The 19,483-nt window shown below is 63.6% G+C and carries 17 protein-coding genes and 1 pseudogene; 5 read left to right on the top strand and 13 right to left on the bottom strand.

Going from position 1 to position 19,483, the window contains the following annotated elements:
* Positions 1 to 900: 900 nt before the first annotated feature.
* The 7 genes and pseudogenes from gatB to IVA82_RS04880 all read right to left on the bottom strand — a co-directional run.
* Entirely contained in the window at positions 901 to 2,379 is a 1,479-nt protein-coding gene (gene gatB, locus IVA82_RS04850) for an Asp-tRNA(Asn)/Glu-tRNA(Gln) amidotransferase subunit GatB (protein ID WP_247387887.1), read from the bottom strand.
* A complete protein-coding gene (locus tag IVA82_RS04855; protein ID WP_247387886.1) occupies positions 2,376 to 2,678 on the bottom strand; it encodes a hypothetical protein in 303 nt (100 codons plus the stop codon). Before IVA82_RS04855 ends, gatB begins: the two co-directional genes overlap by 4 nt.
* Complete coding sequence (gene gatA, locus IVA82_RS04860; protein ID WP_247387885.1) at positions 2,669 to 4,144, bottom strand: Asp-tRNA(Asn)/Glu-tRNA(Gln) amidotransferase subunit GatA; 1,476 nt, start codon at positions 4,142 to 4,144, stop codon at positions 2,669 to 2,671. The genes IVA82_RS04855 and gatA overlap by 10 nt, the downstream gene beginning before the upstream one ends.
* Entirely contained in the window at positions 4,141 to 4,353 is a 213-nt protein-coding gene (locus IVA82_RS04865; protein WP_247387884.1) for a hypothetical protein, read from the bottom strand. The genes gatA and IVA82_RS04865 overlap by 4 nt, the downstream gene beginning before the upstream one ends.
* 24 nt (positions 4,354 to 4,377) lie before the next feature.
* Positions 4,378 to 4,665, bottom strand: a complete 288-nt coding sequence (gene gatC / locus IVA82_RS04870; RefSeq protein WP_247387882.1) for an Asp-tRNA(Asn)/Glu-tRNA(Gln) amidotransferase subunit GatC — start codon at positions 4,663 to 4,665, stop codon at positions 4,378 to 4,380.
* Positions 4,666 to 4,833: 168 nt separating this feature from the next.
* A complete protein-coding gene (locus tag IVA82_RS04875; RefSeq protein ID WP_247387880.1) occupies positions 4,834 to 5,910 on the bottom strand; it encodes a nitronate monooxygenase family protein in 1,077 nt (358 codons plus the stop codon).
* Between the two features lie 176 nt (positions 5,911 to 6,086).
* A pseudogene (locus IVA82_RS04880) lies at positions 6,087 to 7,124 on the bottom strand (nitronate monooxygenase); the annotation flags it as partial.
* Positions 7,125 to 7,144: 20 nt separating this feature from the next.
* Here IVA82_RS04880 and IVA82_RS04885 point away from each other — a divergent pair.
* Positions 7,145 to 8,035 carry a LysR family transcriptional regulator gene (locus tag IVA82_RS04885; protein ID WP_247387878.1) on the top strand — a complete coding sequence of 297 codons (891 nt, stop codon included), beginning with the start codon at positions 7,145 to 7,147 and terminating at the stop codon, positions 8,033 to 8,035.
* Positions 8,036 to 8,194: 159 nt separating this feature from the next.
* On the opposite strand, the gene IVA82_RS04890 is transcribed toward IVA82_RS04885, so the two are convergent.
* A complete protein-coding gene (locus tag IVA82_RS04890; RefSeq protein ID WP_247387876.1) occupies positions 8,195 to 10,411 on the bottom strand; it encodes a DNA/RNA non-specific endonuclease in 2,217 nt (738 codons plus the stop codon).
* 321 nt (positions 10,412 to 10,732) lie between these two features.
* On the bottom strand, positions 10,733 to 10,945 hold the full coding sequence (locus IVA82_RS04895) for a hypothetical protein (protein ID WP_247387874.1): 213 nt from the start codon (positions 10,943 to 10,945) through the stop codon (positions 10,733 to 10,735).
* Positions 10,946 to 10,991: 46 nt separating this feature from the next.
* On the opposite strand from IVA82_RS04895, the gene ruvX reads away from it, so the two are divergent.
* Both ruvX and IVA82_RS04905 read left to right on the top strand, forming a co-directional pair.
* Positions 10,992 to 11,483: a Holliday junction resolvase RuvX gene (ruvX, locus tag IVA82_RS04900; RefSeq protein WP_247387873.1), complete on the top strand. Its 492-nt coding sequence runs from the start codon at positions 10,992 to 10,994 to the stop codon at positions 11,481 to 11,483.
* A gap of 3 nt (positions 11,484 to 11,486) precedes the next feature.
* Positions 11,487 to 12,419: an AEC family transporter gene (locus IVA82_RS04905; RefSeq protein ID WP_247387871.1), complete on the top strand. Its 933-nt coding sequence runs from the start codon at positions 11,487 to 11,489 to the stop codon at positions 12,417 to 12,419.
* Positions 12,420 to 12,493: 74 nt separating this feature from the next.
* On the opposite strand, the gene IVA82_RS04910 is transcribed toward IVA82_RS04905, so the two are convergent.
* The 4 genes from IVA82_RS04910 to IVA82_RS04925 all read right to left on the bottom strand — a co-directional run bounded on the left by IVA82_RS04910 (position 12,494) and on the right by IVA82_RS04925 (position 16,810).
* Positions 12,494 to 13,297, bottom strand: coding sequence for a hypothetical protein (locus IVA82_RS04910; RefSeq protein WP_247387869.1), 804 nt, complete (start codon positions 13,295 to 13,297; stop codon positions 12,494 to 12,496).
* 183 nt (positions 13,298 to 13,480) lie between these two features.
* The gene (locus tag IVA82_RS04915) at positions 13,481 to 14,251 is read right to left on the bottom strand and encodes a type II CAAX endopeptidase family protein (protein WP_247387868.1); all 771 of its coding nucleotides are present in this window, start codon (positions 14,249 to 14,251) and stop codon (positions 13,481 to 13,483) included.
* A gap of 145 nt (positions 14,252 to 14,396) precedes the next feature.
* The gene (locus tag IVA82_RS04920) at positions 14,397 to 16,040 is read right to left on the bottom strand and encodes an acyl-CoA dehydrogenase family protein (RefSeq protein WP_247387867.1); all 1,644 of its coding nucleotides are present in this window, start codon (positions 16,038 to 16,040) and stop codon (positions 14,397 to 14,399) included.
* 20 nt (positions 16,041 to 16,060) lie between these two features.
* Positions 16,061 to 16,810 carry a M15 family metallopeptidase gene (locus IVA82_RS04925; protein WP_247387866.1) on the bottom strand — a complete coding sequence of 250 codons (750 nt, stop codon included), beginning with the start codon at positions 16,808 to 16,810 and terminating at the stop codon, positions 16,061 to 16,063.
* A 269-nt stretch (positions 16,811 to 17,079) separates the two neighbouring features.
* Here IVA82_RS04925 and IVA82_RS04930 point away from each other — a divergent pair, with 269 nt between their 5' ends.
* Both IVA82_RS04930 and IVA82_RS04935 read left to right on the top strand, forming a co-directional pair.
* On the top strand, positions 17,080 to 18,027 hold the full coding sequence (locus IVA82_RS04930) for an aspartate carbamoyltransferase catalytic subunit (RefSeq protein WP_247387865.1): 948 nt from the start codon (positions 17,080 to 17,082) through the stop codon (positions 18,025 to 18,027).
* Positions 18,027 to 19,334 carry a dihydroorotase gene (locus tag IVA82_RS04935; protein WP_247387864.1) on the top strand — a complete coding sequence of 436 codons (1,308 nt, stop codon included), beginning with the start codon at positions 18,027 to 18,029 and terminating at the stop codon, positions 19,332 to 19,334. The genes IVA82_RS04930 and IVA82_RS04935 overlap by 1 nt, the downstream gene beginning before the upstream one ends.
* Positions 19,335 to 19,483 lie beyond the last annotated feature (149 nt).

Raw genomic sequence — 19,483 nt, forward strand, 5'->3', positions numbered from 1 at the left:
ATTCCACGTTGGCCTGTAGGCCGCCGGTGAAATTGCGGAGCCCCGTGAAGGACACCCGCACCGAACGAAGAAAACTCGTTTCTTCTGCCGGACCGGACTTCGGCGAGCGAACCCGCGGAAGAGGACGATCCGACCGTTGACCTGATGTCTCGCCGACACCCTCTATCGTCGACCAGAACCTTTCTAGGAGGCGCTGATGACGTGCCGGCTCTCTAGGAGCCGGCAACTTCAGAAGTCGAAGTTACTTCTTCTTCTTCGCGACCTTGCGGGTCTTCTTCGCAGTCTTCTTCACTGCGCTCTTCGCCTTCTTCGCCTTCTTCGCTTTCTTGGCCATGTTGCCCTCCGATGTGTGAGATGGCTTTAATCGCTGCGTGCACTCGGGGATCGAGATGCACTACATCCCGAATACACCAACACAACGAAAAAAACAGCGTCTCGCTTAAGGAAGTGTTGACGACGCAAAGGGCTTGCGCCTCGCGCGCTCGATGGAAGTGCGCGAGGTGGCGCATGCCTGTGATCGCAAACAGCGCCGTCGCGTCAACGTTAGCGAAGGCAGCGATTGCGAGAAAACTCTATGCTGCAAGTATTATTCTGCGCATATGCATTGCGCATGATCGACGCGATGATGCGCATCGCCGTTCGTTTGATCGTGCCGCAAGGGCGTTCCGCGGACTCTGAGTCGCGAATTTTGGCAACGAAAATATTTTCGTGCACAACGGCGCGAACGCTGGCCGGAGCGCGTCCAAGTCACCTTTTTGCGCGAATCGCGTCGCGGCGATTCGGTCGCGACTTCACGGTTGGAGCGGGATGGTGTTGGCCGTCGGCGACGCGCGCGAGCGTCGCATCTCGAACTGAAAGCGAGGTGACGGAGTATCCGTCACCTCGTTCGAACGCGCGACGTCAGATGCCGAGCTTGGACTTGAGCAGGTCGTTGACGCTCTGCGGGTTGGCCTTCCCGCCCGACGACTTCATGACCTGGCCGACGAACCAGCCGAGCGACTGCGGCTTGTCCTTGACCTGCGCGACCTTGTCGGGATTGGCCGCGATGATGTCGTCGACCACCTTTTCGATCGCCGAGAGATCGGTGACCTGCTTCATGCCGCGGCTTTCGACGAGCGCGCGGGGATCGCCGCCCTCCTGCCACACGATCTCGAACAGATCCTTGGCGATCTTGCCGGAGATCGTGCCCTCGCCGATCAGATCGACGATCGCAGCTAACTGCTCGGCGCTAACCGGAGAGCCCGTAATATCCCGGCCTTCCTTGTTGAGGCGGCCGAACAGCTCGTTGATCACCCAGTTCGCCGCCATCTTGCCATCGCGGGCGCGGTTGGCGAGCCTGTCCAGCACGGTCTCGTAGAACACAGCGCTCTCGCGCTCGGCGACCAGCACGCTCGCATCGTAGGCCGACAGGCCGAAGTCGGCGACAAAGCGCGTCTTCTTCTGGTCCGGCAGCTCGGGCAGCTTCCCCTTCAACTCGTCGACGAAGCTTTGCGAAAACTCCAGCGGCAACAGATCGGGATCGGGGAAGTAGCGGTAGTCATGCGCCTCTTCCTTGGACCGCATCGAGCGCGTCTCGCCCTTGTTGGGGTCGTAGAGGCGGGTCTCCTGATCGATCTGGCCGCCGTCCTCGAGGATTTCGATCTGGCGCCGCGCCTCGTACTCGATCGCCTGCCCGATGAAGTTGATCGAGTTCATGTTCTTGATCTCGCAGCGGGTGCCGAGCGGCGCGCCGGGCTTGCGCACGGAGACGTTGACGTCGGCGCGCAAGCTTCCCTTCTCCATGTCGCCGTCGCAGGTGCCGAGATAGCGTAGGATCGAGCGCAGCTTGGTCACATAGGCCTTGGCCTGCTCGGCGTCGCGGATGTCGGGCTTGGAGACAATCTCCATCAGCGCCACGCCGCAGCGGTTGAGGTCGACATAGGACATGTTCGGCGACTGATCGTGCAGCAACTTGCCGGCATCCTGCTCCAGATGCAGCCGCTCGATCCCGATGGTCGCGGTCCTGCCGCCGTCCAGTTCGACCTCGACCTCGCCCTCCCCGACGACCGGCGACTTGTACTGACTGATCTGGTAGCCCTGCGGCGAGTCCGGATAGAAATAGTTCTTGCGATCGAACACCGAGCGCAGGTTGATCTGTGCGTTCAGCCCCAACCCGGTCCGGACAGCTTGTCTGACGCATTCCTCGTTGATGACCGGCAACATGCCGGGCATCGCCGCGTCGACCAGCGACACGTGGCTGTTCGGCTCGCCGCCGAACGCGGTGGAGGCACCGGAGAACAGCTTTGAGTTCGAGGTCACCTGGGCATGGATCTCCATGCCGATGACCATCTCCCAGTCGCCGGTGGCGCCCTTGAGAAGCTTGTGCGTGGCCGTGCTCATGTCTTGCTCCCGAGCAGCGTGGCAGCGATCCGCTTCCACTCCACCTGCAATGAATCCTTTGCCGTGGGCTGGCCGGCCTGGCGATACCAGTAGCCAGCATTGCCGAGATCGCCTTCGACGCGGTGCAAGTAAGCGTGCACCCAGGCCGCCTCGCTGCTGTTGTCGTCCTGGACGATCTTGTGCGCTTGGTCCCAGTCGCCCTTGGCGGCCCACCAGAGACCGGCAAGCGGCGCGCTGAGATCCGGCGCAGACGAAGCGCCGTCGAGGCTGGCGATGTAGGCCGCCAGCGTCACCACCACCTCGCGGGCGTGAAGCGACCTGCGGCCTGCTCGATCACCTCGCCGAGCGAGAACAGCGTCTCCTCGTCGAACGGGCGGCCGATCAGCTGCAGGCCAAGCGGCAGGCCTTGTGCGTCCTTGCCGGCGGGCACCGCAATGCCCGGCAGGCCCGCCATGTTCACCGTCACCGTGAAGATATCGTTCAGGTACATCTCGACAGGGTCGGCGCCGCCCTTCTCGCCGATGCCGAAGGCGGCCGACGGCGTCGCCGGGGTAAGGATCGCGTCGACGCCCTTGGCGAAGCAATCCTCAAAATCCTTCTTGATCAGCGTGCGCACCTTTTGGGCGCGCAGATAATAGGCGTCGTAGTAGCCGGCCGACAGCACGTAGGTGCCGATCATGACCCGCCGCTTGACCTCGGCGCCAAAACCCTCGGCGCGGGTGTTCTCGTACAGCTCGGTGATGTTCCTGCCCTGCTCGCGCAAGCCGTAGCGCACACCATCATAACGCGCGAGGTTGGAGGAGGCTTCCGCCGGCGCCACGATGTAATAGGCCGGCAGCGCGTATTTGGTGTGCGGCAGCGACACCTCGACGAGCTCGGCACCGGCGCTCTTGAGCCAGGCCGCGCCCGCTTCCCAAAGCTTTTCGATCTCGGCGGGCATGCCGTCGAGGCGATACTCCCTGGGGATGCCGATCTTCATGCCCTTCAGGGACTTGCCGATCGCGGCCTCGTAATCCGGCACGGCAATGTCCACGGATGTCGTGTCCTTCGGATCGTGACCGGCCATCGAGCGCAGCAGCATCGCGGCATCGCGCACGCTGCGCGCGATCGGACCGGCCTGGTCGAGCGAGGAGGCAAAGGCGACGATGCCCCAGCGCGAGCAGCGACCATAGGTCGGCTTGATGCCGACGGTCGCGGTGAAGGCGGCCGGCTGGCGGATCGAGCCGCCGGTGTCGGTCGCGGTCGCCCCCATGCAGAGCAGTGCGGCCACCGCCGACGCCGAGCCGCCGGACGAGCCGCCCGGCACCACCGTCGTGTTGGAGCCGTCGCGCCGCCAGGGATTGCCGACCGGGCCGAAGCAGGAGGTCTCGTTCGACGAGCCCATCGCGAACTCGTCGTTGTTCAGCTTGCCCAGCATCACGGCGCCGTCGCGCCAGAGCTGCGAGGTGACGGTGGACTCATAGGTTGGCACGAAATTGCCGAGGATCTTCGAGCACGCTGTGGTGCGCACGCCCCTCGTCGCGAACAGATCCTTGATGCCGAGCGGGATGCCGGCGAGCGGGCCGCCGCCGCCCTTGGCGATCTTGGTATCGGCCTCGCGCGCCATGGCACGGGCCTGGTCCGGCGTCTCCAGGATGAAGGCGTTGAGCGCGCGCGCGGCTTCGATTGCGGAAAGATGCGCATCGGTCAGCTCGAGTGACGTGAAAGTCTTGGCCGCGAGGCCCTTGCGGGCCTCGGCGAGCGTCAGTGATGTCAAATCGGTCATTTATTGATCGGGCTACAGAAAAATGGAGACAGGGTCTTGTCGTTGGCCGGGTCGTCTTTCTTGGACGAAGCTTTCGCAGCCGCCTCGATCTCGTCGAGGATGGCATTGACGGCCACATTGGGGTCGGCAGCCTTGCCCTGCCGCTCCATCTTGTCGAGATAATTCATATAGGCCTGATAGGCCTTCTCATCGTCGCATAGCAGGCACATCGGACACGGTCCTGATTGAGGTAGTTACTCGACGACTTTCGGCACCAGGAAGAAATGGCCTTCGGTCGTGGGCGCGTTGGCAACGATATCGTCGGCGATCTCACCGTCATTGACCACATCGGCGCGCTTCTTCATCTGCATCGGGATGACCGACGTCATCGGCTCGACGCCCGCGACATCGACCTCCGAGAGCTGCTCGATAAAGGCGAGCATGGCGTTGAGCTCGCCCTGCAGGTGCGGAACATCGTCCTCGGAGACCGCAATGCGCGCCAGATGCGCGATGCGGCGGACGGTAGCAGCGTCGACGGACATATAAGGCCTCTCACGGCAATACCTAACCGCCGTATAGCAGAGGCCGGTTTTGCGCCGCAACCGGCGCTCTAGAGCATGATCGGAAAAGTGCGCAGCGGTTTTCCGAAAAGATCATGCTTAAACAATAACCTAAGGCGCGATGATCACTCTTCTCAATCTCATCGCGCCCTAGCCTGCCATCTGGCGCAGGCGCGCCAGGGCCGATTTCGCGAGATCCCGGGTCAATTCTGCCGCCGGCAGCTCGCGACCCATGGCAATGGCCTGGCCGGCCCAGAGATTGGTGAAATCAACCCTGCCCTGCTTCTCCGCGGCAGCCTTCAGCGGCCCCAGCGCGGTCGCGGCATGGGGAAACGGCGGCGCATCCGGCGAGATCGGGCCGGCTTCGCGCATCAGGCGGTTCTGGACACCGCGCGCCGGCCGCCCGGTCATGACATTGGTGATGACGGTGGAATCATCGCGCCCCGCGGCAAGCGCGGCGCGCCCCGTCGCGCTCACCTTGGATTCCGGACAGCGAAGGTAGGCGCTGCCGATCTGCACGCCGGCGGCGCCGAGTGCGAAGGCGGCTGCGATGCCGCGCCCATCCGCGACGCCGCCGGCTGCAATCACGGGCACCTTCACCGCATCCACCACCTGCGGCACCAGCGCGAAGGTGCCGGGCTGCTCGCTTATGTTCTCGGTCAGGAACATGGCGCGATGGCCGCCCGCCTCCGCGCCTTGCGCGATCACGGCATCGGCGCCGTGCTGCTCGAGCCAGACCGCTTCCTTCACGGTCGTCGCCGAGGAAATCACGAGACAGCCCGCCGCCTTGACCCGCTTGAGCAGCGCCTGATCCGGCAGTCCGAAATGGAAGCTCACGACCTCCGGCTTCAGCTCCTCGACAACCGCGCAGAAGCCGGCGTCGAACGGCGCGCGGTTGGCCGCATTGATCGGCGCCGCCGGGTCGAGTCCGTACTCCTTGTAGTAGCCCGCAAGACGCGCCTTCCAGCGCGCTTCCGCCGCCGCATCAAGCTCGACCGGCGTGTGGCAGAAGAAGTTCATGTTGACCGGCGCCCGGACGCGCTGGCGGATGATGTTGACCTGCTCGCGCGCCTTCTCGGGCGACAGCATCGCGCTCGGCAGCGAGCCGAGTCCGCCGCCTTCCGCGACGGCGATCACCAGCTCCGCGTCCATCACGCCGGCCATCGGCGCCAGCACGATCGGGAATTCGGTCTTGAAGAGATCGATCAATCGATGGTCAGGCCACATGGTTGCGTCTCACTTGTTCGCTCGCTGAAATCCCTCTCCCCTTGTGGGAGAGGGTGGCTCGCCGCGCAGCGACGAGACGGGTGAGGGGTTTGTGTCCGCGGAGACAGACCCCTCATCCGGCGCGGATTGCATCCGCGCCACCTTCTCCCACAGGGGGAGAAAGGGTAGACACCCACTGAATTTCGCCATCCCTCAAGCAGCTGCTCAGCTTCAACCGTGATCCGCTCCACAATCTCTGCCGCCGGTGGAATATCATGGATCAGGCCGACGGCCTCGCCCGCGATCACCGCCGCGACGGCGAAATTGCCCGCCGCTTTTGCCGCAGCATACTCCGCTGCGACCGCGGCGACATTCTGCATCAGCTCGACCTCGCGGCCGATCCAGCGCCTGGCATGGTCGTTGACCAGGCATCTTCCGGTGAACGGCGCCGGCCACACATTGTTGCGGGAGAGATCGAAGATGATGCCGCGCACGGTCGAGCCGCTATTGGCCGCGCAGATGCGCCGCTTGGCTTCCTCCGCGCCGTCGGCCTCCTGGCTCGCATAGAAGCGCGTGCCGAGCAGCACGCCGCTTGCCCCCAGCATCATCATCGCGGCAAGCCCGCGCCCGTCGGCAATGCCGCCCGCCGCGACCACCGGCACATGGCCAGCCGCGAGATCGACGATCGCGGGCACGAGATCGACGGTTGTGCGGGAGGCACCGTGACCGCCCGCCTCCGTCCCCTGCGCGATCAGGATGTCGGCGCCGGCATCGAGCGCCTGCCGCGCCATCGCCTCGTCCTGCACCTGGCAGATCAGGCGCGCACCTGCAGACTTGATCCTTGATGCGAACTGTGCGGGATCGCCGAACGACAACATGATCGCCGATGGTTTTGCGGCGAGCGCGATGTCGAGAAGCTCAGGCCGCTTGGCGAGACTCCAGGTGATGAAGCCGATCCCGAACGGCGCTGACAAGCTGGCGAGCTTCGCCGTCTCTCGCTCCAGCCATTCCCTCTCGCCATAACCACCGCCCAGAATGCCAAAGCCGCCGGCGCGGCTGACGGCCGTCACAAGCCGGCTGCCGGCAACGATGTCCATCGGCGCTAGCAGGATCGGATGCTTGATCCCCAGGAGCTGGGTCAAAGGCGTCGTGATCGACATGGCTCCTCCACTCTCGACAGCAAGGTTAGGCCGGATTAGAATTCGCGGAAATTGAATTCTAGCGAACGCTGCCATCTCTAAAGCGAAACGATGCCATGGAACTCAGCGACATCCAGACCTTCGCCGCGGTGGCCCGCACCGGCGGCATCACCCGCGCCGCCGAAGAGCTCAACACGGTGCAATCGAACGTCACCCAGCGCGTGAAAGCGCTGGAGGCGGAGATCGGCACGCCGCTGTTCGAGCGTCACAGCCGCGGCATGACCCTGACCGGCGCCGGCAAAAGGCTGTTGCCTTACGCGCAACGGATGACAGCGTTGTCGCGCGAAGCCGTGCTCGCCGCCCGTGACGATGGCGAGCCCAAAGGACCATTGGCGATCGGCTCGATGGAGACCACGGCAGCGGTACGGTTGCCGCCCCTGCTCGCCGATTTCCACCGCCGCTTTCCCGCCGTGCGGCTGGGCCTGCGGACGGCAACCACCGCCGACCTCGTCGCGGGCGTGCTCGAAGGAACATTCGACGGCGCCTTCGTCGCAGGTCCGATCGCGCATGCCGACCTCACCGCGACAAGTGCATTCCGCGAGGAGCTGGTTCTGGTCAGCGCGCGGCGCTGGAGCTCGCTTGCCGAGCTGCGCGCCGGCACGCCGGAGTCCGGTCCAACCGCGCTGGTGTTCCGCACCGGCTGCACCTACCGCCAGCGGCTCGAACAGATCTTCGTCGAGTTCGGCTGGCCGTCGGCCGCGCGCTTCGAACTTGGCACGCTTGACGGGATGATCGGCTGCGTTGCCGCCGACATGGGTGTCACGCTGCTGCCGCGCACCGTTGTCGAACGCAACGCGATGAACGGCAGCGTGTCGATCCACACGCTGAGCCCATCGCACGCGCGCGTCGAGACGCTCTTCATCCAGCGCCGTGCCGGACATCAATTCAGCGCGCTCGGTGGTTTCATCTCCTGCCTGAAGAAAGACGACGACGTCATCGCGGCCTGACCACCGCATTCCAGCGCGCGAAATTCATCGACACGCGGGTGAGGGTCTTGCTGTGTGTCTCGACAGAGCACACCATGACCCTCGCCCGGATCGCTGGACACCGCGTCGGGTCTCGCTCTGCGCCTCCGCAACCTATGTCATTCGTATCAGGACGAAGCCCTAGATTCGAATGTCCTCATAGGATTCGATCCGACGCGGGCCGACCGAGGTCGCCTCGTGCGAATCCGCGTCGGCGAGATTGCCGAAATCGAGCTTGGTCAATTTCGCCAGGTCCGCGATCGAGACCTGAAACACGCTGACATCCTCTTCGGACATCCGCTTGAGCAGATCCGCCTCCTGGATCCGGTCGATCTCCATGACCAACTTCGTCTGGCTCATCAGGAATGCCGCCGCCTTGAGACCGCCGTCATCGCGTCGGACCAGTATCTTCCAGAAATATTTCGGAATCTGAACGCCGCCGAAGCTCGGATCCGTGTGCGGCCGGCCGGCCGGATTAGGCAAATCGGATCCATCGGCATCCGGACCGTCGAAGACCGGCCCGTTCATCACGATGCCTTTTTCCTCGCCGTCGAGCAGAACGTCGCGCGTATAGTCCTCAAGTCCTGCCCAGAGCTGCTTGCCCTGGTTGAATGAGAAGAACTGCGGCGAGCAATTGGTGAAATGGAAGGAATCGTCGCCGTGTTGTTTGGCCTCGGCGACGGTATCGCCCCAGGTCGCATCCAGGCGGCGCACGAGATGACCGCGGTCGAACGGGTTCTTGCTGCGATCCGCCTCGAAAGTGGCCTGCTTGCGGTAGAACTCGTCGCCGATCTGGGCATCGTCATCGATGCGCGGATCGCGCAGCCAGGAATCGCCTTCGCGCTTGCCGACGTCCTGCTGCTTACCGCCGTCGATGTTGACGCAGCTGAAGAAGGCGAGCCTGCGCTCCTTGTTCATAACGACGCTATAATTGAAATAATTCAATTCGGACTGCTTGGATCTTCCCTTCAACATCGCGACCCTGGATTTGAGGGAGGCGGGAATCTTCGGCAAGGCGACCGAGAATTTGCCGCTGCCGAGAAAATTCGCCTTGTATCCGGGACGCGATTTCAGCGTCGCCTGATCGATGTGAACGGCCTCCATGGGTAGGCCGTTCTTCGCGCTGATGCGGGGCAGCAGGCCGGCCGGCGGAGCGATTAAGGGCATGCTGCCGTTCTGCATGCCGCCGTTCGAAGCCCCGCCATTGCTTCCCGCGGGGCTCGGCACGGGCGCCAGCGCGGCCATCGGAAGTTCCTTCCTGAACATCGGCAATGGCACGCGGATCGGTACCACCAGCGAGGTCCCGTCGACAGATTGCTCGACCCAGACATTGGCTCCGTACGGAGTTGCGGCGGCCGGCGGCAGGACTCTCTCGACCTCGTGCCGGGTTGGCGGCTCTTCCTCATCGAGCACTGGCCTGATGAAGGGATGAGAGCCAACCGCAATCTTGAGATCGGCGACGATCGAACTGATCCGGATGCCCTCGTTGGCGATCCAATCGATCGAGGTTTCGTCCATCGACGCATCCCAGACCTTGCCGTCTTTGGTCAACGTGCGGCCCTGCGCATCCTTCCTCGGAACACCGCTGTGGTGTAGCGCGACCACCTGCCAGAAGCGGTTGAACGCCGGCGAGCCCGATGACCCGGCAGTGGTGTCGGTTTTGTACCAGAGGAAGTCACCGACGTATTTGAGCAACTTGTTCTCGCGGACGCAGACCTGCTTCATCTGCCCGCTGGGATGCTGGACGATGGTCAGGTACTCGCCGGGATCCGCCTTGCCCGCCGCTCCGCTGAGCGGCAACCATCCCCAATCTACGAGCCGCCCGCTCCCCGACAGCGACGTCGGCGCCACCGCGACGATCGAGAAATCGAGACCGTCGTTGGTGTAGAAGAATTTGCCCGGCTCGAATGCGAATCTGACCGGCACACGCTCTTCTCCCGAAATGTCCAATTCGTAGTTGAAATCGGCGATCGAATTGGCTGCGTCGGCCGGCTTGCCGAAGACGTGATGATTCGTCAGCAGCAGGCCGGGCCCGATCAGAAAGCCCGACCCATAGCCGATCAGATTTGACTTGAGATCCCTGAGCTGAATACGGCAAACCGGACGTGAGGCGGCCGTACCCTTGGCGAGATAGTTGATGCTGTCGAGATCATTGCCCTCGATGATCCGCTCGAGGCCGATCTCGGCCGCCTGCACGTCCCGTGTCTCGGCGAAGAGCTGGCGCTGGCGCAAGCGCTTCTTTTCGACGGTCATCTCGATCGGACCGTCGCCCAATTTCCGGTTCAATGCATCGGGTGAAAACTCGGCTTGCTTGAATCGCCTTTCTGAGCCCGCGATCAGGCTTGGCTTGATGAACATAATGACCTCTCGAAAATTCGGATGAGTACTGGACGTACGGGCGCCTAAAAAATTGCGCCGAGACTGCAGCGCGGCCTGATCAGCCGTCCACTGCCAATAATTCTTCAAAATCGGGGGTCGTCACTCCAACTACCTTAGCCTGATAAGCTTATCGCTCTACAACCAACGCGTCAACCGATGCCGGCTGCCGAGCGCGCGACATCATGTCATGGAATGCGACTTCGCTTGTGTGAAGTATGCAACAAATGATCGATGTTCTCGCGTGTGCGCAATGCGATTTCACAAGTGCCGCGCCCGAGGGACACGTCTTGAGGCCCATCGCTAGCCTCTCAGATGCCATCGCCGCAGCGCCACAACGGCCCAGATCGCCTCGACCACGCCGAACGGCCAGGCGCCCTGCAGGAAGCCGTAGGCCGAGCCGAGCGCGCAGGACCCGGCGAACAGCAGCACGAACCAGTGGCTGCGGTCCTCCAAAGCATAGCAGACCAGCATCGCGGTCACGGCAACCAGGCCGAATAGTGTCAGTGCATCCATTGTTCTGGTTCACTCCGCAGCGCGGCGCATGCTATGCGCTGATGCCATGCCGGCTCTTATCCTGCCCCTGATCGATGCTGCAACCCACTGGCCCGAACGCGGCGGGCTGGTCGGCCTCGACCTCGGCACCAAGACCATCGGCGTCGCAGTGTCCAATCCGGACCGACGGCTGGCGACCGGCGTCGAGACCATCCAGCGCAAGGCCTTCAAGCAGGATGCCGCCCGCCTGCTCGCGATTGCGGCCGAGCGCAAGGCCGTCGGCTTCGTGCTCGGCCTGCCCATCAACATGGACGGCAGCGAGGGCCCGCGCGCGCAATCGACCCGCGCCTTCGCCCGCAATCTTGCCGGCCTCACCACACTGCCGATCGGGCTCTGGGACGAACGTCTGTCGACCGCCGCAGTGGAGCGCGAATTGATCGGCATGGACGTCAGCCGCGCCAAGCGCGCCGAGGTCATCGACGAGCACGCAGCGATCTTCATCCTACAAGGTGCGCTCGATCGGCTCGCCAATCTTCGCGCAACTTCGGGGCCTGGCTGACCCATGGCCGTGGTGATCGCGGCGCTGCTGCCGGTCTTCATCCTCATCGTGCTCGGCGTCGTGCTCAAGCGCAGCTTGATGCGGCTGGATACGCAATGGCACGGGCTGGAGCGGCTGACTTATTTCGTGCTGTTCCCAATGCTGCTGATTCAGACACTGGTGAAGGCGGACCTGTCCAGGGTGCCGGTCGCCGGCGTCGGCGGCGCGCTGCTGCTGTCGGTGCTCGCGATCTCGCTCTTGTGCCTCGCGCTCCGCCCTGCCCTGGCGCGGCTCGACATCGACGGCCCCGCCTTCACCTCGATCTTCCAGGGTGCGACGCGCTGGCAGACCTATGTCGCGCTTTCGGTGTCCGCCAACATGTTCGGCAATGTCGGCCTGGCGCTGGCCTCGGTCGCGATGGTCGCGATCATTCCGCTGGTCAACGTGTTCAGCGTCGCAGTGCTGGCGCACTATGCATCGCCCAAGAAGCAATCTCCGCTCGCGATTGTCATGACGGTGATCCGCAATCCCTTGATCTGGGCCTGCGCCATCGGCCTCTTCGTCAACATCGTCCACCTGCCGCTGCCGAAGATCTGGCACGAGGTCGCTGACGCACTCGGCCGCTCGTCGCTGGCCATCGGCCTGCTCGTCACCGGCGCCGGACTACAGCTCAACGGCCTGCTGCGCCCGAGCGTGAGCGCGTCGATCGGCGTGGCGTTCAAGCTGGTGCTGATGCCGGTGCTGGCGCTGGCGCTCGCCGCATGGTTCGGCCTGTCCGGCGACAGCCTTGCGATCGTCGCGATCTGCGCGGCGGTGCCGACTTCGCCCAGCGCCTACGTGCTGGCCCGCCAGATGGGCGGCGACGCGCCGCTCCTAGCGCAGATCATCACGCTGCAAACGATTTTGGCGGCGATCACGATGCCGATCGCGATCGCGCTAGTGGCAAGCAGTCCCTAAATCTAAGACCCAACCATTCAGAAAGATGATGGCCGCTTGTGGCCTTACTACCATTCACAATACAGCAATTTTTGTTAGGAGAGATTTAGCCCGAATTGGTCTTCCGCCAACTGCTTGAACATGTCCAGCGACTCTGCGTCAAGCTTGCGGCAACTCTCCGTATCTCCGGCGATCATGACGAACCCAAGCCTCCCTGCCACGTAATAGATGCCAATTCCCCTTTTCCCGGAATTGGAGGCCAACAGCGAGTATCCACCTGCCCCTTCAGCCCCTGTAACGCTTGCCTCGTGGGTCTGAAGATACTCCAACTTGCGAGATATTCGGGCATCCACGATCCGAATAATGTTGCCCGCGATTGCGCCCACACCATCCCTTCTACGCTGCTCCACCAAAGATTGGAGAGCAAATCCCAGCTCGATAAATTCTCGTAGACCGTTGTCGTAGTCTATTGGCTCGATCTTCGTCGAGCCGTCAGGGTTCACTACAGTCTGTTGCTTTGGACCCTCGAAAGGCTTTCGAAGTTCCAAGAGCCTTTTGTACTGTGCTGGATCCCCAATGTATGCCCGCTCGACGTACCTCACGCTGCCGTCTCTTATCTCTGCCAAGCGTTTCCTGCCGCCCTCTATTTTGAGTACGAGGAAGTCACAATCCGGCGGATCGTATTGAGCTCCATTCCGGTGCGCGACATAGCGATCGTGTACGTTCGCAACCACATCCAAATGAGCATTTTCTTGAAGGTCTTTCGCGACCTCGGCTATGATCCTAAGCGCTAAATCAGCTGCGTTAGAGGAGGCGAAGGCGACGGCATTGTTATCGTCGATTATCTGGATCTTTAACCCATGAAATTCGCCATTCACAGGGCCTATTGGATTGCCCATTACTTCCAGCAGAGGCGTAAGAAAGAGTTTCGCCCAGCAAGAAGCCGATGTGCTCGTTGGCATACCCTACAATCAGAGTCATTCTGATCACCAAGAACTTGCGATGGCAGATTTAGGGTACGTGAAGTTTCCTGCTGAACATATTGGAGGATCGTTAGGGCGGCAATTGTAATGATAGCTGGCCTAGCCGCCCAACCACATCGTCAGCACCACCGCGGTCATGTTGTTCAGCGCGTGCAGCACGATGGTGAGCCACAGCGAATTGGCCCGATAACGCATGTAGCCGAACCAGACGCCAATGGTGAAGACTTCGGCGAGGAAATACATGTCGTACTGCAGGTGCACGGCCGTCCACACCAGCGACGACAGCACGATCGCGCCAGGCACGCGCAGGAAGCTTGCCGACCAGCCGCGAAAGAGGAAGCCGCGGGCGAGGACTTCTTCCGACATCGGCGCCGCGACGCTGAAGGCGAGCAGCAGCAGGAGCGCGGCGCCGTTGTCGCGGCCCGATTTCAAGAGATCGGTCATGAAGCCCGGCGTCGCCTCGCGGCCCAGGCTCCGCGACACCGTCTCCCAGGCCAGCACGAGCAGGATGAGACCGACGGCGCCGAGCAGGAGCTGCTTCCAGGATGGCCAGCACAGCGCGAGATAGTCGGCGAATGATGCCTGCTTGATGCGGATGGCGAGCCACACCATCGCCAGCGTCGCGGGCAAGCCTGCGATCACCGATAGTGCGAGCGCCTGCGGCTCGCTGCCGACAATTTGAATCGAGGCCATGTTGATCGGAATGCCGCGAAGTACCACCAGCAGCAGGATGGCGCCGACCTGGCCGACGAACATCGCGGCGAAGATCAGCAGGCCCCACAGCGCCGTGCCCCAGAATTTCCAGACGCCCGGCGTGTGGTCCGCAGGCGTCATGATCAGCGGCGGATGGTCGGGATTGAGGGTGTCCATCAGATGGCTTTCGTTAGGCGCGCAAACTGTCGAGAGGCCGTCATGCCCGGGCTTGTCCCGGGCATCCACGTTCTTCGTGCCGCGCGGCAAGACGTGGATGGGCGGGTCAAGCCCGGCCACGACGAGTGGTGAGAGTACACCCCGATCAAGGCAGCGCCCGCTCCAGCAGTGCACGCATCTCACCGCTCTCCAGCTCCACCGCGCCATACATGCCGGCGTGGTTGGCCGCGAGCCGCGTGGCGGCGAACAGTTCGGCATGGCGGGGCGACACGCCGTTGAGCGCGGCGGCTGCCGCAAGCAGGGCCAGTTTCTCGACCGCTAGCCGCGCGACGCGCTCGCCGTCGACGCGACGGAAGCTCTTGCCGATGAACGCGGCGGCATCGCCCGCTCCGGGCAAGCCCTTCGTCTCGGTCGCAAGCGATTGCAGCACCGCCATCGCCGCATCCGGCTCGCGCACCAGCGCACGGAGCACGTCGAGGCACATGACGTTGCCGGAGCCTTCCCAGATCGCGTTGACCGGCGACTCCCGGAAGTGGCGCGCCAAAATGCCGTCCTCGACATAGCCGTTGCCGCCGAGGCATTCCATTGCCTCGTACAGGAATGCCGGCGCACTCTTGCAGGTCCAGTATTTGATCGCAGGCGTCAGCAGCCGCATATAGGCCGCTTCAGCCGCATCGTGCGGGGTGCGGTCGAAGGCGCGGCAGAGCCGCATCACCAGCGCGACGCTGGCCTCGACGTGCAGCGCCATGTCGGACAGCACCGCCTGCATCAAGGGCTGATCGGCAAGATGTTTCTGGAACACGCTGCGGTGACGAGCGTGATGCAGCGCGTGCGCAAGCCCCGAACGCATCAGGCCGCTGGAGGCAATCGCGCAATCCTGCCGCGTCAGCTGCACCATCTGGATGATGGTGCGGATGCCCTTGCCTTCCTCGCCGACCCGTTCGGCATAAGCGCCGACGAACTCGACCTCCGATGAAGCATTGGAGCGATTGCCGAGCTTGTCCTTCAGCCGCTGGAACTGGATCGCGTTGACCGAACCATCCGGCGCGAAGCGCGGCATGAAGAAGCAGGTCAGCCCCTGCTCGGCCTGCGCCAGCACCAGGAACGCATCGCACATCGGCGCCGACATGAACCATTTGTGTCCGGTGATGCGATAGGCATCCCCATCGCGCACCGCCCGCGTCATGTTGGCGCGCACGTCCGTGCCGCCCTGCTTCTCGGTCATGCCCATGCCGAGTGTCATGCCGCGCTTGTCCCACCAGGGCGCAAAGTTGGGGTCGTAGCTCCTGGTCGACAGCACCGGCATCACGCGCGCGAGCAGGTCCGGCTGCATCGCCAGCGCCGCGACAGAGGCGCGCGTCATGGTGATCGGGCAGAGATGGCCGGTCTCGACCTGCGCGGCGATGTAGAACTTGGTCGCGCGAATGACCTCGGCGGCATCGCCCGCCGGCTTGCCGTCGGCGCTCCAGGTCGAACTGTGCACGCCGGCATGGGCGCTGTGCGCCATCAGTTCGTGATAGGCCGGATGAAACTCGACCTGATCGCGGCGGTTACCCTTGGAGTCGAAGGTCCGCAGCTTCGGCGTGTTCTCGTTCGCCAGACGACCGCGCTCGGCCATCGCGGCCGAGCCCCAATGCTTCCCGAAGTCGGACAGCTCCCGTTCCGCCGCCGCGCCGCCATTGGCCTTCACCGCCTCGACCAGCGGCCGATCCAGAGCGAACAGGTCAACGTCCTCGAACGGCGGCGATTGGTTAAAAACCTCGTGGGTTGCGAAGCTGGGCTGCGTCATCTTGCTTCCTCGGATCGGAATCAGTTCCGCCGCGGCTGGATCGGGAAATCATAGGCCGCCCCACCTGCTCCGGGCAGGGAAAAATGCCACCACTCCTTCGAATAGTTCACAAAGCCTTGCTTGGCCATTGCAGCCACCAGCCGCCTGCGCCAGGCGCGTTGATCCGGCGTGATCGACGGTGCCGAGGTATGCCCTTTCGCATCGGTACAGTCATAGCCCGTGCCCATGTCGACGCTGCCTTCCGGCGCCCGCGCCTCGACCCGCGCCGTACAGTCCGCATAGGCTTTCGCCGGATCGTATTTGGCGGAATTGTCGGCCTTGAGATCGACCAGGCTCAGGTCGAGCGCGGCACCGGTGGAATGCTGCGAGCGGCTCGCGATGTAGCCGAGGCGAAACAGCTCGGTCTTACGAATTTTTGGATTGTAGCGCCGCTCGGCGGCGGTCTCGTGGCCGTTCTGCGACCACGCGACCATGTCGCGCGACGCCTGCGCCGGACGGTAGCAGTCGAACATTTTCAGCGACAGGTTCCGCGCCGCCAGTTCCTGCTGCACCGCCCTGAGCCGCATCCCCACCTCCCGCGTCACCACGCATTCGCCGGCGCCGTAGCCGCTCAGCGGACGGCCGACGAAATTGTTTGAGGTGGCGTAGCGGATATCCTGGATGATGCTGGGATCGATGTCGCGCAAATAGACGAAGCCGCCGGGGAGCGACTGGGCGTGGGCACTGCCAACAAATGCTGCGACCAAGAACGCTGTCAGAGTTGTCTTCAACGGAAGCCCCCACACCGTCATGGCCGGGCATAGCCGTCCGAAGGACGGCTTCGCTCCCGCTCGCCTATGTCCCGGCCATCCACGTCCTTTTATGCTAAATGCGATAGAAGATCGTGGATGCCCGGGACATCTAGCGCGAAGACGCGCTTCGCGCTTCTATCCGGGCATGACGGAGAGGATGAGCCCGCACCGACAGATCAGGGGATAACTCACCGCCCCGGCTTTGGCCCTTGCCCCCCCGGCCATCCCCGCCTATAGCTCTCGCTTTAATGACATCGAAATCGACCTTCGTCCTCGGCCACCGGCATTTGCTGGGCATCGAGGGCCTTTCCGCTGCCGACATCGCCGGCCTGCTCGACCTGTCCGAAGAATATGTCGAGCTCAACCGCCAGGTGGACAAGAAGCGCACCGTCCTGCGTGGACGGACGCAGGTGAACCTGTTCTTCGAGGCCTCCACCCGCACCCAATCCTCGTTCGAGCTTGCGGGCAAGCGCCTTGGCGCCGACGTCATGAACATGTCGGTGTCCTCCTCGTCCATGAAAAAGGGCGAGACGCTGATCGACACCGCGGTGACGCTGAACGCCATGCACCCGGATATCCTGGTGGTTAGGCATCACGCGTCCGGCGCGGTGGAACTGCTGGCCCGCAAGGTTGACGGTTCCGTGATCAATGCCGGCGACGGCGCGCACGAGCATCCGACCCAGGCGCTGCTGGATGCACTCACCATCCGCCGCAACAAGGGCCGCATCGAGGGCCTCGTCGTCGCGATCTGCGGCGACGTGCTGCATTCGCGCGTCGCCCGCTCCAACATCATCCTGCTCAACACCATGGGCGCGCGCGTCCGCGTCGTCGGGCCCTCCACGCTGCTGCCCCCCGGGCTCGAGCGGATGGGTGTCGAGGTCACCCGCGACATGCGCGCAGGGCTGGAAGGCGCCGACATCGTCATGATGCTGCGGCTCCAGCGCGAGCGCATGAATGGCTCCTTCGTGCCGTCATCATCAGAATATTTCCATTATTTCGGGCTGGACCAGAAGAAGCTCGCCTACGCCAAGCCTGACGCGCTGGTGATGCATCCCGGTCCCATGAACCGCGGCGTCGAGATCGATACGGCGGTCGCCGACGGCGCGCAGTCCCTGATCCGTGAACAGGTGGAGATGGGGGTCGCCGTGCGCATGGCGGTACTCGAAGCGCTCGCCCGCAACCTGCCGAACGCGTGATGGCCATGCTGATTGATCGACGCCCCATCCTGCTTGCCAATGCCCGCGTCGTCGATCCCTCCCGGGATTTTGACGGCATCGCCGACGTCCTGATCGCCGACGGTACCATCCGCGAGACCCGCCGCGGCATCGGCGCGGCCGGCGTCCCGGAAGGCACCGACATCGTCAACTGCGCCGGCAAGATCGTGGCCCCCGGTCTGGTCGACATGCGCGCCTTTGTCGGCGAGCCCGGCTTCAGCCATCGCGAGACATTTGCCTCGGCGAGCCAGGCGGCGGCGACCGGCGGCGTCACCACCATCATCTGCCAGCCCGAGACCGAGCCTGTCATCGACAATTCGGCAACGGTCGACTTCGTGATGCGCCGCGCCCGCGACACCGCAATCGTCAACATCTTGCCGATGGCGGCGCTCACCAAGGGCATGCACGGCGAGGAGATGACCGAGTTCGGTCTGTTGAAGGCCGCAGGCGCGGTCGCCTTCAGCGACGGCGACAGAAGCGTCACCAACGCACAGGTGATGCGCTGGGCGCTGACCTATGCGCGCGATTTCGACGCGCTGATCGTGCATCACACCGAGGACCCCAAGCTGGTCGCCGAAGGCGTCATGAACGAGGGCGAGTTCGCCACCAGGCTCGGCCTGATGGGCATCCCGAACGCTGCCGAGGCTGTGATGCTGGAGCGCGACATGCGCTTGGTCGCGCTCACCGGCGGCCGCTATCACGCCGCCTCGCTGTCCTGCACCGACTCGCTCGACATCCTCAAACGCGCCCGCGATGCTGGGCTTCCCGTCACCGCCTCGGTCTCGATCAACCATCTGGCGCTGAACGAGAACGACATTGGCCCCTACCGGACCTTCCTGAAGCTGTCGCCCCCGCTGCGCTCGGAGGACGACCGCCGCGCCTTGGTCGCCGCCGTCGCCTCCGGCCTCGTCGACGTCATCATGTCCGACCACAATCCACAGGACGTGGAGGGCAAGCGCCTGCCGTTCGCGGAAGCCGCCCCCGGCGCGGTCGGGCTCGAGACCATGCTGCCGGCGGGCTTGCGGCTGGTGCACAATGGCGAGCTGGAACTGAAGACCCTGATCGGTGCGATGTCGACCCGGCCGGCCGAGATTCTGGGCCTGCCCGGGGGAAACCTGCGCGTCGGCAGCCCGGCGGATGTCATCGTGATCGATCCCGACACGCCTTGGATTCTAGATCCCGCCGATCTCAAATCGCCCTGCAAAAATACGCCATTCGACGAAGCCCGCTTTACAGGCCGCGTGGTGCGGACCATCGTCAGCGGACGGACGGTCTTTGAGCATGTCTAGAGCGTTTTCGAGCGAAGTGGGTACCGGTTCGCGTAAAGAAAACGCGTCAAAACAAGAACCGAGAGCCCCGTTCCGATTCAATCGGAACGGAAATGCCTCGAGGATCAAGGTTTCGGACCTCGCCCTTGGCCGCGACGGCGCAGCGGGAC

The organism is Bradyrhizobium sp. 142, from assembly GCF_023074015.1.
In the GTDB taxonomy this organism is placed as follows: domain Bacteria; phylum Pseudomonadota; class Alphaproteobacteria; order Rhizobiales; family Xanthobacteraceae; genus Bradyrhizobium.

What these genes read in the sequence shown, in the direction of transcription:
- IVA82_RS04885 (WP_247387878.1), top strand. Translation starts at nt 7,145, where the DNA reads ATGGAACTCAGCGACATCCAGACCTTCGCCGCGGTGGCCCGCACCGGC.
- ruvX (WP_247387873.1), top strand. Translation starts at nt 10,992, where the DNA reads ATGCCGGCTCTTATCCTGCCCCTGATCGATGCTGCAACCCACTGGCCC.
- gatC (WP_247387882.1), bottom strand. Translation starts at nt 4,665, where the DNA reads ATGTCCGTCGACGCTGCTACCGTCCGCCGCATCGCGCATCTGGCGCGC.
- gatB (WP_247387887.1), bottom strand. Translation starts at nt 2,379, where the DNA reads ATGAGCACGGCCACGCACAAGCTTCTCAAGGGCGCCACCGGCGACTGG.
- IVA82_RS04930 (WP_247387865.1), top strand. Translation starts at nt 17,080, where the DNA reads ATGACATCGAAATCGACCTTCGTCCTCGGCCACCGGCATTTGCTGGGC.
- IVA82_RS04920 (WP_247387867.1), bottom strand. Translation starts at nt 16,040, where the DNA reads ATGACGCAGCCCAGCTTCGCAACCCACGAGGTTTTTAACCAATCGCCG.
- IVA82_RS04910 (WP_247387869.1), bottom strand. Translation starts at nt 13,297, where the DNA reads ATGGGCAATCCAATAGGCCCTGTGAATGGCGAATTTCATGGGTTAAAG.
- gatA (WP_247387885.1), bottom strand. Translation starts at nt 4,144, where the DNA reads ATGACCGATTTGACATCACTGACGCTCGCCGAGGCCCGCAAGGGCCTC.
- IVA82_RS04890 (WP_247387876.1), bottom strand. Translation starts at nt 10,411, where the DNA reads ATGTTCATCAAGCCAAGCCTGATCGCGGGCTCAGAAAGGCGATTCAAG.
- IVA82_RS04875 (WP_247387880.1), bottom strand. Translation starts at nt 5,910, where the DNA reads ATGTGGCCTGACCATCGATTGATCGATCTCTTCAAGACCGAATTCCCG.
- IVA82_RS04865 (WP_247387884.1), bottom strand. Translation starts at nt 4,353, where the DNA reads ATGTGCCTGCTATGCGACGATGAGAAGGCCTATCAGGCCTATATGAAT.
- IVA82_RS04905 (WP_247387871.1), top strand. Translation starts at nt 11,487, where the DNA reads ATGGCCGTGGTGATCGCGGCGCTGCTGCCGGTCTTCATCCTCATCGTG.
- IVA82_RS04915 (WP_247387868.1), bottom strand. Translation starts at nt 14,251, where the DNA reads ATGGACACCCTCAATCCCGACCATCCGCCGCTGATCATGACGCCTGCG.
- IVA82_RS04895 (WP_247387874.1), bottom strand. Translation starts at nt 10,945, where the DNA reads ATGGATGCACTGACACTATTCGGCCTGGTTGCCGTGACCGCGATGCTG.
- IVA82_RS04935 (WP_247387864.1), top strand. Translation starts at nt 18,027, where the DNA reads ATGGCCATGCTGATTGATCGACGCCCCATCCTGCTTGCCAATGCCCGC.